Source organism: Tepidibacter hydrothermalis, from assembly GCF_029542625.1.
In the GTDB taxonomy this organism is placed as follows: Bacteria; Bacillota; Clostridia; order Peptostreptococcales; family Peptostreptococcaceae; genus Tepidibacter_A; species Tepidibacter_A hydrothermalis.
This window is the reverse complement of sequence record NZ_CP120733.1, coordinates 4015105-4028249: the sequence shown is the minus strand read 5'-3', so window position 1 is coordinate 4028249 and position 13145 is coordinate 4015105. Positions and strand designations below refer to the sequence as shown.

At 33.5% G+C, this 13145-nt stretch carries 27 protein-coding genes; all 27 read right to left on the bottom strand.

Annotation, left to right across the window (positions count from 1 at the left end):
* Positions 1-145 precede the first annotated feature (145 nt).
* Positions 146-259, bottom strand: a complete 114-nt coding sequence (gene rpmJ, locus P4S50_RS19305; RefSeq protein WP_021122033.1) for a 50S ribosomal protein L36 — start codon at positions 257-259, stop codon at positions 146-148.
* A 29-nt stretch (positions 260-288) separates the two neighbouring features.
* Positions 289-507 (bottom strand): translation initiation factor IF-1, encoded by a 219-nt coding sequence (gene infA, locus P4S50_RS19300; protein WP_277732379.1) that lies wholly within the window; start codon positions 505-507, stop codon positions 289-291.
* A gap of 28 nt (positions 508-535) precedes the next feature.
* Positions 536-814, bottom strand: a complete 279-nt coding sequence (locus tag P4S50_RS19295; RefSeq protein WP_277732378.1) for a KOW domain-containing RNA-binding protein — start codon at positions 812-814, stop codon at positions 536-538.
* A gap of 23 nt (positions 815-837) precedes the next feature.
* Positions 838-1587 carry a type I methionyl aminopeptidase gene (gene map, locus P4S50_RS19290; protein ID WP_277732377.1) on the bottom strand — a complete coding sequence of 250 codons (750 nt, stop codon included), beginning with the start codon at positions 1585-1587 and terminating at the stop codon, positions 838-840.
* Entirely contained in the window at positions 1587-2237 is a 651-nt protein-coding gene (locus P4S50_RS19285) for an adenylate kinase (protein WP_277732376.1), read from the bottom strand. The genes map and P4S50_RS19285 overlap by 1 nt, the downstream gene beginning before the upstream one ends.
* Positions 2238-2291: 54 nt before the next feature.
* Positions 2292-3560: a preprotein translocase subunit SecY gene (gene secY, locus P4S50_RS19280; protein WP_277732375.1), complete on the bottom strand. Its 1269-nt coding sequence runs from the start codon at positions 3558-3560 to the stop codon at positions 2292-2294.
* On the bottom strand, positions 3561-4004 hold the full coding sequence (gene rplO, locus P4S50_RS19275; protein ID WP_277732374.1) for a 50S ribosomal protein L15: 444 nt from the start codon (positions 4002-4004) through the stop codon (positions 3561-3563).
* Between the two features lie 30 nt (positions 4005-4034).
* Positions 4035-4208, bottom strand: coding sequence for a 50S ribosomal protein L30 (gene rpmD, locus P4S50_RS19270; RefSeq protein ID WP_277732373.1), 174 nt, complete (start codon positions 4206-4208; stop codon positions 4035-4037).
* Between the two features lie 12 nt (positions 4209-4220).
* A complete protein-coding gene (gene rpsE, locus P4S50_RS19265; RefSeq protein ID WP_277732372.1) occupies positions 4221-4727 on the bottom strand; it encodes a 30S ribosomal protein S5 in 507 nt (168 codons plus the stop codon).
* 17 nt (positions 4728-4744) lie between these two features.
* The gene (gene rplR, locus P4S50_RS19260; RefSeq protein ID WP_277732371.1) at positions 4745-5113 is read right to left on the bottom strand and encodes a 50S ribosomal protein L18; all 369 of its coding nucleotides are present in this window, start codon (positions 5111-5113) and stop codon (positions 4745-4747) included.
* 32 nt (positions 5114-5145) lie between these two features.
* Positions 5146-5685: a 50S ribosomal protein L6 gene (gene rplF, locus P4S50_RS19255; RefSeq protein WP_277732370.1), complete on the bottom strand. Its 540-nt coding sequence runs from the start codon at positions 5683-5685 to the stop codon at positions 5146-5148.
* 29 nt (positions 5686-5714) lie between these two features.
* Positions 5715-6113 (bottom strand): 30S ribosomal protein S8, encoded by a 399-nt coding sequence (gene rpsH / locus P4S50_RS19250; RefSeq protein ID WP_277732369.1) that lies wholly within the window; start codon positions 6111-6113, stop codon positions 5715-5717.
* Between the two features lie 22 nt (positions 6114-6135).
* A complete protein-coding gene (locus P4S50_RS19245) occupies positions 6136-6321 on the bottom strand; it encodes a type Z 30S ribosomal protein S14 (protein ID WP_277732368.1) in 186 nt (61 codons plus the stop codon).
* Between the two features lie 17 nt (positions 6322-6338).
* Complete coding sequence (gene rplE / locus P4S50_RS19240; RefSeq protein WP_277732367.1) at positions 6339-6881, bottom strand: 50S ribosomal protein L5; 543 nt, start codon at positions 6879-6881, stop codon at positions 6339-6341.
* A gap of 23 nt (positions 6882-6904) precedes the next feature.
* Entirely contained in the window at positions 6905-7213 is a 309-nt protein-coding gene (gene rplX / locus P4S50_RS19235; protein ID WP_277734789.1) for a 50S ribosomal protein L24, read from the bottom strand.
* A gap of 23 nt (positions 7214-7236) precedes the next feature.
* Positions 7237-7605, bottom strand: coding sequence for a 50S ribosomal protein L14 (rplN, locus tag P4S50_RS19230; protein ID WP_277732366.1), 369 nt, complete (start codon positions 7603-7605; stop codon positions 7237-7239).
* 25 nt (positions 7606-7630) lie between these two features.
* Positions 7631-7885, bottom strand: a complete 255-nt coding sequence (gene rpsQ / locus P4S50_RS19225; protein ID WP_277732365.1) for a 30S ribosomal protein S17 — start codon at positions 7883-7885, stop codon at positions 7631-7633.
* Positions 7886-7912: 27 nt separating this feature from the next.
* Positions 7913-8116: a 50S ribosomal protein L29 gene (gene rpmC / locus P4S50_RS19220; RefSeq protein ID WP_277732364.1), complete on the bottom strand. Its 204-nt coding sequence runs from the start codon at positions 8114-8116 to the stop codon at positions 7913-7915.
* Positions 8106-8549, bottom strand: coding sequence for a 50S ribosomal protein L16 (gene rplP, locus P4S50_RS19215; protein ID WP_099191147.1), 444 nt, complete (start codon positions 8547-8549; stop codon positions 8106-8108). Before rplP ends, rpmC begins: the two co-directional genes overlap by 11 nt.
* A gap of 31 nt (positions 8550-8580) precedes the next feature.
* Complete coding sequence (gene rpsC, locus P4S50_RS19210; protein ID WP_277732363.1) at positions 8581-9324, bottom strand: 30S ribosomal protein S3; 744 nt, start codon at positions 9322-9324, stop codon at positions 8581-8583.
* A gap of 26 nt (positions 9325-9350) precedes the next feature.
* The gene (gene rplV, locus P4S50_RS19205; protein ID WP_277732362.1) at positions 9351-9683 is read right to left on the bottom strand and encodes a 50S ribosomal protein L22; all 333 of its coding nucleotides are present in this window, start codon (positions 9681-9683) and stop codon (positions 9351-9353) included.
* Positions 9684-9712: 29 nt separating this feature from the next.
* Positions 9713-9994 (bottom strand): 30S ribosomal protein S19, encoded by a 282-nt coding sequence (gene rpsS / locus P4S50_RS19200; RefSeq protein WP_277732361.1) that lies wholly within the window; start codon positions 9992-9994, stop codon positions 9713-9715.
* A gap of 35 nt (positions 9995-10029) precedes the next feature.
* Entirely contained in the window at positions 10030-10860 is an 831-nt protein-coding gene (gene rplB, locus P4S50_RS19195; protein WP_277732360.1) for a 50S ribosomal protein L2, read from the bottom strand.
* A 27-nt stretch (positions 10861-10887) separates the two neighbouring features.
* Positions 10888-11178: a 50S ribosomal protein L23 gene (gene rplW / locus P4S50_RS19190; RefSeq protein WP_099191137.1), complete on the bottom strand. Its 291-nt coding sequence runs from the start codon at positions 11176-11178 to the stop codon at positions 10888-10890.
* Positions 11178-11801, bottom strand: coding sequence for a 50S ribosomal protein L4 (gene rplD, locus P4S50_RS19185; RefSeq protein ID WP_277732359.1), 624 nt, complete (start codon positions 11799-11801; stop codon positions 11178-11180). Before rplD ends, rplW begins: the two co-directional genes overlap by 1 nt.
* 29 nt (positions 11802-11830) lie before the next feature.
* Positions 11831-12463, bottom strand: coding sequence for a 50S ribosomal protein L3 (gene rplC / locus P4S50_RS19180; RefSeq protein ID WP_277732358.1), 633 nt, complete (start codon positions 12461-12463; stop codon positions 11831-11833).
* Positions 12464-12556: 93 nt separating this feature from the next.
* Positions 12557-12868, bottom strand: coding sequence for a 30S ribosomal protein S10 (gene rpsJ / locus P4S50_RS19175; RefSeq protein ID WP_248481115.1), 312 nt, complete (start codon positions 12866-12868; stop codon positions 12557-12559).
* Positions 12869-13145: the final 277 nt, after the last annotated feature.

Genomic DNA, 13145 nt, shown 5'->3' with positions numbered 1-13145 from the left:
TGCACCTCCTACAACTTATATTGTTAATTCACTATTTTATAATTTTAAATAAAACACGAAGGCCTAGTTTATTCTGAGTACTTAACACCCTTAATTATCACAATTTAATATTATAATATATCTAATATTAAATTACTAGCCCTGATTAACCTTGTTTTTGTTTATGTTTAGGATTTTCACAGATAACCATTACTCTTCCTTTTCTTTTTATAACCTTACATTTTTCACACATTGGTTTTACAGACGGTCTAACTTTCACAATGATCCCTCCTTAGACTAAAGTATAGCCTACTTCTTTCTCCAAGTAATTCTACCTCTAGTTAAATCATACGGTGACATATCTACAGTTACTGTATCACCTTCAAGTATTCTTATGAAGTTCATTCTAAGTTTACCTGAAAGATGGCATAGTATCTCATGTCCGTTTTCTAATTTAACTTTAAACGTTGCATTGGGTAAGTTTTCTAAAACTACACCCTCTAACTCAATTACATCTTTTTTTGCCATTAAGTATCCAAACCTCCAATCACTTAGATTAAAGCTTCGACTTTAACCTATCCAGCTCATATCTTAAAAAAGCATCATTGATATATTCTTCATTTGAAATTTTGTTTCTAATATCTTCCGATGCATATTTATATTTCATCAAGTGCTTTACTTTTTTTAATTTTGCTTTATCAAGTTTTCTATAATCTCCATCTGCGATTAGGACATATTCTTCATTTATTATCTTTATGATAAAAAACAACCTATCTTTATCTCTACCTGATTTAGATATTACAACTTGACCAACATTTAAATCATTTAACAGCACTAATTTCACCTCTTCTAGCCGGATTAAAGCTTTGTTAAAATTAAAGGCTCATCTTTAGTGATGGCTATAGTATGCTCATAATGTGCAGATTTTTTACCATCTATTGTTACAGCTGTCCATCCATCACCTAATACTTTTACATGATATGATCCGGCATTTACCATAGGTTCTATAGCTAATACCATTCCCTCTTGAAGCCTAATTCCTTTTCCCGCAGGTCCGTAATTTGGTATTTGAGGGTCCTCATGTAATTTTGAACCTACTCCGTGTCCTACAAAGTCTCTAACTATAGAAAACTTATTCTTTTCTACATAAGTTTGAACTGCATGCGATATGTCCGAAAGTCTATATCCAATTTTCGCAAATTTAATTCCTTCATAAAAGCTTTGTCTAGTTATATCTATAAGTCGTCTATCTTCATCAGATATATTACCTACAGCATGAGTTTTAGCAGCATCTCCGTGATAGCCTTTATAAAAAGCTCCTATGTCTACACTTATTATATCCCCATCTTTTAATACAGTAGAAGAAGACGGTATTCCGTGTACTACTTCTTCATTAATAGATGCACATACAGATCCTGTATATCCATGATAGCCCTTAAATGAAGGCTCTGCTTTATATTTTCTTATATTTTTTTCTGCTATTTCATCTAATTCCTTAGTTGTTACACCAGGTTTTATAGATTCTTTCAATAGTTCATGAGTTTCAGCTACAATTTTTCCAGCATCTCTCATTAATTCTATTTCTTTAGCAGATTTTATTATAATCATTACTTTTCACTTCCTAATGCCAAAGCTATGTCTTCGAAAACTTTATCTATAGATTGTTGACCATCAATAGTACTAATTATACCTTGTTTAGTATAATAACCTATTAAAGGTTCAGTTTGATCTAAATAAACTTGAATTCTTTTAGATACAGTTTCTTCATTATCATCTGCACGTTGGTATAAATTTTCTTGACAAACATCACATTTTCCATCAACATTTGATGGATTATATTTTATATGGAAAGTAGCGCCGCATTTTTTACAAATACGTCTACCTACAGCTCTATCTACTAATACAGTCTTGTCAACCTGTATATTTATAACCTTATCTAAATTCATATTAGATTCAGTTAACACTTTGTCTAATGCTTGTGCTTGAACTACAGTTCTTGGAAAACCATCTAGTAAAAATCCACTTTTACAATCATCTTCTAAAAGTCTATCTTTAACTATTTCTACAACTAACTCATCTGGAACTAAAAGTCCTTTATCCATATATTCCTTAGCCTTTAATCCAAGTTGTGTTCCCTCTTTTATATTTTTTCTAAAAATATCTCCAGTTGATATATGAGGTACATTATATTTCTTTACGATCTCTGAAGCTTGAGTTCCTTTACCAGCTCCTGGAGGTCCAAGTAGTATAAGTTTCATTTCAATCATCTCCGATACTAAATTTAGGACAGGGGATTTTTTTACCCCCAATTCCTATTTTAAGAAGCCTTGATAATGTCTCATCAACATTTGAGCTTCTACTTGTTTCATCGTCTCAAGTGCAACTCCTACTACTATTAATAGAGAAGTTCCTCCAAACCTAAATGGAATACTACCTAATTGCAGTATCAAAGTTGGAAGTACTGCTATTGCAGCTAAGAATATAGATCCTACTAATGTAAGTCTTGTAAGTACTTTGTTTAGATACTCTTCTGTAGGCTTACCAGGTCTTATTCCCGGAATAAAACCTCCATAGTTTTTCATATTATTAGCAATCTCTTCTACATTGAATGTAACTGCTGTATAAAAATAAGTAAAGAAGATTATCAATAACGCTTCTACACCTATATATATCCAAACTCCCGGACTTCCACTTGGCGAGAACCATTTAGTTATAAAGGCTTGAAAATCTCCCTTTAGGAATAATGATAATGTTTGAGGAAATGCTAAAAGCGAAACTGCAAATATAACTGGAATAACACCTGCTTGATTCACTTTCATTGGTATATGTGTGCTTTGTCCTCCATACATTTTTCTTCCTACTACTCTTTTCGCATACTGTACAGGTATCTTTCTTGATCCTTGTTGTATAGCTATTACTCCTACGATTATAGCTATAGCTACAGCTGCAAATATAATAAGTTGTATAACATTTATTTGGTTTTCTGAAAATAATTTATACGTCTGAATAAAGGAACCTGGAACTCTTGATATAATACCTATAAATATTATAAGAGATATTCCATTACCTATACCTTTTTCAGTAATTTTTTCACCTAACCACATTAAGAACGATGTTCCTGCAGTTAAAGTAAGTATTACTGTTGTTATAGAGAATATATCCTTAGATATTAATGCTCCTCTAAACAAACCTACACTTATTCCTGTAGCTTGAATTAACGCTAAAATAATGGTTCCATATCTTGTGTATTGAACCATCTTTTTTCTTCCTTCTTCGCCTGATTTACTCAATTCCTCAAGACTTGGTATAGCTATAGTTAATAACTGCACTATTATTGATGCTGTTATATAAGGGGTTATACTTAAAGCAAATATAGTAAATTGTCTAAAAGCTCCTCCCGCTACTAAATCATAGAAGGAAAGAAGACCCGCTTGGTCAACTACCTTCTTAATATAGTCTATATCTACGCCAGGTACAGGTATTGAAGATCCAATTCTAAATACAACAATCATCATTAAAGTATATAGAATTCTTTTTCTTAAATCAGGAATTTTCCAAGCATTTTTCAAGGTAGATAGCACTTAGATCACCTCTACCTTTCCTCCAGCAGCTTCTATTTTTTCAATAGCTGATTTAGTGAATTTATTAGCTTTAACAGTTACGTTTACATCTAATTTACCTTCACCTAATATCTTAACTCCATCTTTTTCAATCTTTCTGATTATTCCTTTTTCTTTAAGGATTTCTGGAGTTATTTCAGTACCGTTCTCAAATGCATTTAATCTTTCTACATTTACTAAAGCGTAAACCTTCTTAAATACATTAGTGAAACCTCTTTTTGGAAGTCTTCTATAGATAGGCATTTGGCCTCCCTCAAATCCTGGTCTTACTCCTCCACCAGAACGAGAGTTTTGTCCTTTTTGTCCACGTCCAGAAGTTTTACCTTGACCAGTCGCAGTTCCTCTTCCTAGTCTTTTTCTGTTTTTAACAGCGCCTTCAGCAGGTCTTAACTCATGTAATTTCATGATTACACCTCCTTCTTTTTATGTTATATATTACTTAACTTCTACTAAATGTTCTACTATCTTGATCATTCCTCTTGTTTGAGGATTATCTGGCTGCTCAACTACTTGATGTCTTTTTCTAAGACCAAGAGCCTCAACTGTTTTTCTTTGTTTAGGATTAGTTCCTATTATTCCCTTTACTAACTTTATTTTTAAATTAGCCATTTAAATACCTCCTTATCCTAGAAGGTCTTCAACTTTTTTACCTCTAAGTTTTGCTATATCTTCAGCAGTTCTTAGAGACTTAAGTCCTTCTATAGTAGCATTTACCATATTTCTAGCATTGTTAGATCCTAAAGATTTAGCTCTAACGTCTTTTAATCCAGCAAGCTCAAGAACCGCACGAACAGGTCCTCCAGCGATAACTCCTGTACCTTCTTGTGCTGGCATTATTAATATATTACCTGCACCAAAGTGACCTTTTACTTGGTGAGGAATTGTAGTTCCAACCATAGGTACACGAATTAAATTCTTCTTAGCATCATCTATTGCTTTTTTTATAGCATCAGGTACTTCCATAGCTTTACCAGTACCTAATCCTACGTATCCGTTTTCATCTCCAACTATTACTAAAGCAGCAAATCTAAAGTTTCTACCACCTTTAACAACCTTAGTAACACGTCTTATTTGAACAACTTTTTCTTTTAAGTCAAGTTGTCTTGCATCTATCGGTTTACGAAGCATTTATTTCCCTCCTTTTATTAAAACTCAAGGCCGCCTTCTCTAGCTCCCTCTGCTAATTCTTTTACTCTACCATGATAAATGTATCCACCACGATCAAATACAACTTCTTTAATTCCTTTATCTAATGCTTTCTTAGCTAATAGTTTACCTACAAGCTTAGCAGCTTCTTTGTTTCCAGTGTTCTTAACAGCACCTTTAACTTCTGCTTCAAGAGAAGAAGCTGCAATTAAAGTACATGCATTAACATCATCTATTATTTGAGCATAAATATTAGAATTACTTCTAAATACATTTACTCTTGGTGTTTCAGAGCTTCCATGAATTTTCTTACGAACTCTTTTGTGTCTTTGAAGTCTGTTCTCATTTTTATTTACTTTTTTGAACACTCATATTCACTCCTTTCTATTATAGATTTTTTTTACTTACCTGTTTTTCCTTCTTTACGTCTTATAACTTCTCCAACGTATTTAACTCCCTTGCCTTTGTATGGCTCTGGCTTTCTCCAAGCTCTTATCTTAGCAGCATAGTTACCTACTAATTGCTTATCTATACCTTTAACTGTTATTTCAGTTTGATTAGGAGTTTCAGTTACTACGCCTTCTGGATCTTCCATTTCTACTGGATGTGAAAATCCTAAACTCATAACTAATTTTTTACCTTGTTTTTGAGCTCTGTATCCTACACCAACTAACTCTAATTTCTTCTCATATCCTTTAGTTACACCTTCAACCATATTAGCTATAAGTGTTCTAGTTAATCCGTGTAAAGATCTATGTCTTTTATTGTTCGTAGGTCTTTCAACTACTATAGAATTATCTTCTTTAGTTATTTTTAAATCCTCTACAAACTTTTTTGTAAGTTCTCCTTTAGGGCCTTTAACAGTTATAAGGTTTTCTTCTCCTATTATAACGTCTACGCCTTCAGCTATTTCAATTGGCTTAATACCTATTCTTGACATATCTACACCTCCTTGCAGCGTTCTTTATATTACCAAACGTAGCAAATTACTTCTCCGCCAACGCCTTCTTTTCTAGATTGTTTATCTGTTATTATACCTTTTGAAGTAGATATTATTGAAATTCCAAGTCCGTTTAAAACTTTTGGTATTTCATCTTTAGCAGCATAAACTCTCATTCCTGGTTTTGAAATTCTCTTTATTCCAGTTATAACTTTTTCATTGTTCTTTCCGTACTTTAATTGTGCTCTAATTATTCCTTGCTTAGCATCTTCTATTACATCATAGCCTTTTATAAATCCTTCTTCTAACAGAATTCTAGCTATTTCTTTTTTTATATTTGAAGCAGGTATGTCAACAGTCTCATGTTTAACTGTATTAGCATTTCTTATACGTGTTAGCATATCCGCTATTGGATCTGTCATTGTCATAGTTCTGACCTCCTTTCATATCTTACCAGCTTGCTTTTCTAACTCCAGGTATTTCTCCTTTATGAGCTAGTTCTCTAAAGCATATACGACATATGCCGAATTTTCTTAAAACAGAATGTGGTCTACCACATATACTACATCTAGTATATTCTCTAGTTTTATACTTTTGCTTTCTTTGTTGTTTCACAACCATAGCTTTTCTAGCCATTGGAATCCCTCCTTTGATTACTTAGAATATGGCATTCCTAATAATTTTAATAATTCACGTGCTTGCTCATCATTCTTAGCACTAGTAACAAATATGATATCCATACCTCTAACTTTATCAACTTTATCATATTCTATTTCTGGATAAATTAATTGCTCTTTAATTCCAAGTGCATAGTTTCCTCTTCCATCAAATGAATTAGGATTAACTCCTCTGAAGTCTCTAACTCTTGGTAAAGAAATGTTGAATAATTTATCAACAAAGTGATGCATTTTATCTCCTCTTAATGTTACTTTAGCACCAACTGGCATTCCTTCTCTTAATTTGAAGTTTGCAACAGATTTTTTTGCTTTAGTAGTAACAGGCTTTTGACCACTTATCATTTCTAATTCTGCAATCGCTGCTTCTAATTCTTTTGCATTCTCTTTTGCGTTACCAATACCCATGTTTATTACAACTTTTTCAAGTTTAGGTATCTCCATAACATTCTTATATGTGAATTTCTCCATTAATGCTGGAGCAACTTCTTTCGTGTACTTTTCCTTTAATCTTGAAGCCACTTTTGGTACCTCCTTTCAAGATATTATATTTCGTCTCCGCTCTTTCTAGACACTCTTACTTTTGTTCCATCTTCTAATGTTTTGAATCCTACTCTTACACCTTTACCTTCTTTAGCGTCAAATAACATAACGTTTGAAACATGTATAGGTGCTTCTTGATGTATAATTCCACCTTGTTGCACTTTAGCGTTAGGCTTTTGGTGTTTTGTAGCCATGTTTACACCTTCAACTATTACTTTATCTGTCTTAGTGAAAACCTTTACGACTTTACCTTTTTTGCCTTTATCTTTTCCCGATATAACAACAACAGTATCATCTTTTTTTACGCGCATCATCCTCTATTGCACCTCCTTAATTATAGTACCTCTGGAGCAAGAGAAACTATCTTCATGAAATCTTTGTCTCTTAACTCTCTTGCAACAGGCCCGAAGATACGAGTTCCCATAGGAGTATTATCGTCTTTTATTATAACAGCAGCATTTTCATCAAATGTTATATAACTACCGTCTTTACGTCTTAGACCTTGCTTAGTTCTTACTACTACAGCTTTAACAACCTTACCTTTTTTTACAACTCCACCAGGTGTTGCACTTTTAACAGTAGCAACTACTACATCTCCAACGTTTGCATATTTTCTTCCACTTCCGCCTAAAACACGTATACATAATAGTTCTTTAGCACCTGAATTATCAGCAACTTTCAAACGTGTCTCCTGTTGTATCATTCATAATCCCTCCTTTTCGCCTGTATTATTTAGCTTGCTCTATAACTTCAACTAATCTAAATCTCTTATCTTTTGATAAAGGTCTAGTTTCCATTATTTTTACTCTATCTCCAATTTTGCATACATTTTGCTCATCATGAGCTTTAAATTTCTTAGTTCTTTTTACAGCTTTTCCGTATAATGGATGACGAACGAACTCTTCTACAGCAACAACCATAGTTTTATCCATTTTGTCACTTACAACACGGCCTATTCTAACTTTTCTACTTCCTCTTTCCATATTGAGAGCCTCCCTTCTTTTAAGCTACTAAGCTCTAGATTCTTCTAGTTCTCTTTCTATAAGGATGGTCTTTACTCTAGCTATATCTTTTCTAACGAATTTAACTCTAGATGTATTTTCAAGTTGTCCTGTAGCTAATTGGAATCTTAAGCTAAATAATTCACTTTTAAATTCATTTATCTTTTGATTTAACTCTGAGCTAGTCATTTCTCTTAACTCTTTAGCTTTCATCCGCTTCACCACCCTTTACTTCAGTTTCTTCACGCATAACAAATTTACATTTAACAGGAAGCTTATGCATAGCAAGTCTCATAGCTTCTCTAGCTTTCTCTTCTGGAACTCCTGCAAGTTCAAACATTACTCTACCAGGTTTAACTACAGCCACCCAATATTCTGGTGATCCTTTTCCGGCTCCCATACGAGTTTCTGCTGGTTTTCTAGTTACTGGCTTATGAGGGAATATCTTTATCCAAACTTTTCCCCCTCTTTTTATATATCTTGTCATAGCGATTCTGGCAGCTTCTATTTGATTAGAAGTTATCCATGCTGGCTCTAATGCTACTAATCCGAACTCTCCATAAGTAACTTTATTACCTTTATGAGCTTGACCAGACATTTTACCTCTGTGAACTCTACGACGCTTTACTCTTTTAGGCATTAACATGAGCATTTCCTCCTTCCTTAATATCTACTTATTAAGCCTCTTTCTTTTGAGATCTTTGAGATCTATTGTTTCTGTTATCTCTTCTATTATCTCTTCTTTTTCTATCTTGTTTTTCTTCTATCGCTCTTGGTGTAAAACCATTTTTTGATGGAAGAACTTCTCCGTTACAAACCCAAACTTTGATTCCTATTTTACCATAAGTTGTGTTTGATTCAGCGAATCCATAAGCTATATCAGCTCTTAAAGTTTGAAGTGGTACATTTCCTTCACTATATCCTTCAGTTCTAGCCATTTCCGCTCCACCAAGTCTACCAGATGCAGAAACTTTTATACCTTTAGCTCCTGATCTCATAGCTCTTTGCATAGCTTGCTTCATAGCTCTTCTGAAAGATACCCTTCTTTCAATTGCTAAAGCTATATTTTCTGCTATTAATTGAGCTTCTTTTTCTGGACGCTTAACTTCTATAATGTTTATATAAACATTTTTCTTAGTCATTTTTTCTAATTCAGCTTTTAAAGCTTCTATTCCAGATCCACCTCTACCGATTACCATTCCTGGTTTAGCAACAGATAAGTGTAATCTAAGTTTGTTAGCAGCTCTTTCAATTTCTATTTTAGAAATTCCAGATGTGTTTAATTTATTTTTTAAGAATTTACGTATAGTATGATCTTCTAATATAAAAGCACCGAAATCTTTTTTATCAGCGAACCATCTAGAATCCCAGTCCTTTATCACTCCGACTCTAAAGCCGTGTGGGTTAACCTTTTGACCCATTGATTTCCCTCCTTTTATAACTTAATTTATCTTTCTTTTAATACTACCTCTATATGACTTGTTCTTTTTCTAATAGTTGTAGCTCTTCCCATAGCTCTTGGCATGAATCTCTTCATTGTAGGGCCTTGGTTTGCAAATACTTCCGCAACATATAACTTATCTACGTCCATATTGTAATTGTTCTCAGCATTAGCCATTGCAGATTTTACAACCTTAGCTATTACTGGCGCAGCAACTTTTGGCGTATACTTTAATATTGCTAAGGCTTCGTTTACATTCTTTCCTCTAACAATATCAGCTACTTGACCTGCTTTTCTTGGTGCTATACGTATATATTTAGCAGTTGCTCTAGCTTCCACAGCGATTACCTCCTCCCATTATAAATGGACTATTTTCTCTTTGAAGACTTTTCGTCGTCTTTGTGTCCTTTAAAAGTTCTTGTTGGAGCAAATTCTCCTAATTTATGTCCTACCATGTCTTCTGTTACATAAACTGGTACGTGTTTTCTACCATCATGTACAGCTATAGTATGTTCTACCATTTGAGGAAATATAGTTGATGCTCTTGACCAAGTCTTTATAACTTTTTTCTCATTTGCAGCATTCATAGCTTCTATCTTCTTAAGAAGACGTGGGTGAACAAAAGGTCCTTTTTTAGCTGATCTTCCCATTTGCTTTCCTCCTTCCCATTACTTATTAGTGTTTATTATTTCTTTCTTCTTGATACTATTAATTTATCAGAAGCTTTGTTTTTCTTACGAGTTTTGTATCCAAGAGCTGGTTTACCCCAAGGTGTAACCGGTGACGGTCTACCGATTGGTGCTCTACCTTCTCCTCCTCCGTGTGGATGGTCGCAAGGGTTCATTACAGATCCTCTTACTGTTGGTCTAATTCCCATATGTCTCTTTCTTCCTGCTTTACCTATAGTTACGTTGAAGTGTTCTAAGTTTCCAACTTGTCCTATTGTAGCTCTACAGTTGATATTAACATATCTCATTTCTCCAGATGGTAATCTTAAAAGAGCATGCTTTCCTTCTTTAGCCATTAACTGAGCTGAAGCTCCAGCAGATCTTACTATTTGTCCACCTTTTCCAACTTTTAATTCGATGTTGTGTACTAAAGTACCAACTGGGATATCTTTTAATACTAAAGCATTTCCCACTTTTATATCTGCATTCTCACCTGACATTAAAATATCTCCAACCTTAATTCCGTTAGGTGCTAATATATATGTTTTTTCTCCATCAGCATAAGCTAATAATGCTATGTTAGCTGTTCTGTTTGGATCGTATTCAACTGCAGTAACTTTCGCAGGAACACCGTCTTTATTTCTTTTAAAATCTATTATTCTATACTTCTTCTTAGATCCGCCACCTTTATGACGAACAGTTATTTTACCATGAGCATTTCTTCCTGAATGTTTCTTTAAAGAAACAAGTAATGATTTTTCCGGTTCGTGCTTAGTTATTTCATCAGAAACTAAAACCGTCATTTGTCTTAATCCAGGAGAAGTTGGTTTAAACTTTTTAATAGCCATCTTATTTCCCTCCTTCTTGCTTTGGTCCTACACGCCTTCGAAGAACTCTATTTCTTTACTATCAGCAGTTAAAGTAATAACAGCTTTCTTGAAGCTTGCAGTTCTTCCTACATGTTTTCCCATTCTTTTTTCTTTTCCGCTATAGTTTAAAGTGTTTACTTTATCGACTGAAACACCAAATACAGTTTCAACAGCCTTCTTTATTTCAGTTTTGTTAGCTCTTTTAGAAACTACAAAAGTGTATTTTTTAGAAGCCATATCCGCCATACTTTGCTCACTTATAACAGGTTTTACAATTATATCATGTGGATTAGTCATTATGCGTACACCTCCTCCACTTTTTCAACAGCATCTTTAGTTATAATAAATGCATCATGCTTTAATATATCATATACATTTATAGTGTTAACTTGAGCAGTTGTAACTCCTTCTATGTTTGAAGCTGACTTTATTACATTTTTATTGTTTTCTCCTAAAACTACTAAAGCTTTCTTCTCTACTTTTAAGTTGTTAAGTATTTTAGCGAATTCTTTAGTTTTTGGAGCTTCCATATTTAATGCATCTAAAACTATTATTTCTTTATTTTGAACTTTAGATGATAAAGCACACTTCATAGCTAATCTTCTTACCTTTTTAGGTAACGTATATCTATAATCTCTAGGTTTTGGTGCGAATACAATTCCTCCACCTACCCATTGAGGTGATCTTGTACTACCTTGTCTTGCTCTACCAGTTCCTTTTTGTCTCCAAGGCTTTCTTCCTCCACCTCTTACTTCAGATCTAGTCTTAGCAGATTGAGTACCTTGTCTTTTATTAGCTAATTGGTTTTTTACTACTTCATATAAAACGTGCTCATTAACTTCAGCACCGAATACGTTATCTGATAATACTAATTCATCAACCTTTTCACCGTTAATGTTTAATATATCTATTTTTGGCATTTTGCTTCCTCCTTTCTTACAAGATTAAATTACTTGCTTGACTTTACTGCTTTTTTTATAGTAACTAACGAACGCTTAGGTCCAGGTATAGCACCTTTAACTAATATTAAGTTCTTTTCAGCATCTACTCTTACAACTTCTAAGTTTTGAATAGTAACTTTGTCTACTCCCATGTGTCCAGCTAATTTTTTCCCTTTGAACACTCTACCAGGTGTAGCACAAGCTCCCATTGAACCTGGTCTTCTGTGGTATCTAGAACCGTGAGTTTCAGGTCCTCTACTTTGACCATGTCTTTTTATAACACCTTGGAATCCTTTACCTTTACTAATTCCAGTAACATCTACTTTTTCTCCTGTTGTAAATATATCAGCAGCTATTTCTTGTCCTACTGTATACTCACTTGAGTTCTCAACTCTAAATTCTTTTACATGCTTTCTGAATGATACTCCTGCTTTTTCAAATTGTCCTTTTTGAGGCTTGTTTAAAGATTTTTCTTTAACATCTCCAAATCCTACTTGAATCGCATTGTATCCATCATTTTCCACGTTCTTGATTTGAGTAATTACTATTGGTCCTGCTTCAATAACAGTAACAGGAATGACATTACCTTCTTCAGTAAATATTTGAGTCATACCAATTTTTTTACCTAATAATCCATTCATTCTTGACACCTCCTATAATCTTACAGCGGATTACGAATTCGCAATCATTCTAAGATAAGGTATATCTATATCCATATCTTAGTATCAAATTTATTATAATTTGATTTCAATATCAACACCTGCTGGTAAATCTAACTTCATTAAAGAATCTACAGTCTTTGGTGTTGGGCTTGTTATATCTACAAGTCTCTTATGAGTTCTCATTTCGAACTGCTCTCTAGAATCCTTGTACTTATGAACCGCTCTTAGTATAGTTATTATTTGCTTTTCAGTAGGTAGCGGTACTGGTCCTGAAACCTTAGCTCCTGTCTTCTTAGCAGTTTCAACTATCTTTTCTGCTGATAAATCTAATATCTTGTGATCATATGATTTTAATCTAATTCTTATTTTCTCGTTCTTAGCCATTTAAATTTCCCTCCTTTATCGCACGTTTAATTTGCACGTACGACTTGATCCCTTTACACTGTTCCGGGTGTGTTGTTTTTTTTCAAAACACAGCATAGGATCAGGTCGCCCGATTCTGAGATACAGACATACTCCATAAAAATTACCTGGTGGTCAGCAACCTTTTACTTCATCGCATTTCTCAAACACACTATTACATTTTATATTAAAAACATATTTTTTTCAAGAGTTTTTTTAAAATATATTTTTATTTTTTTAATAATATTTATAGCCATAA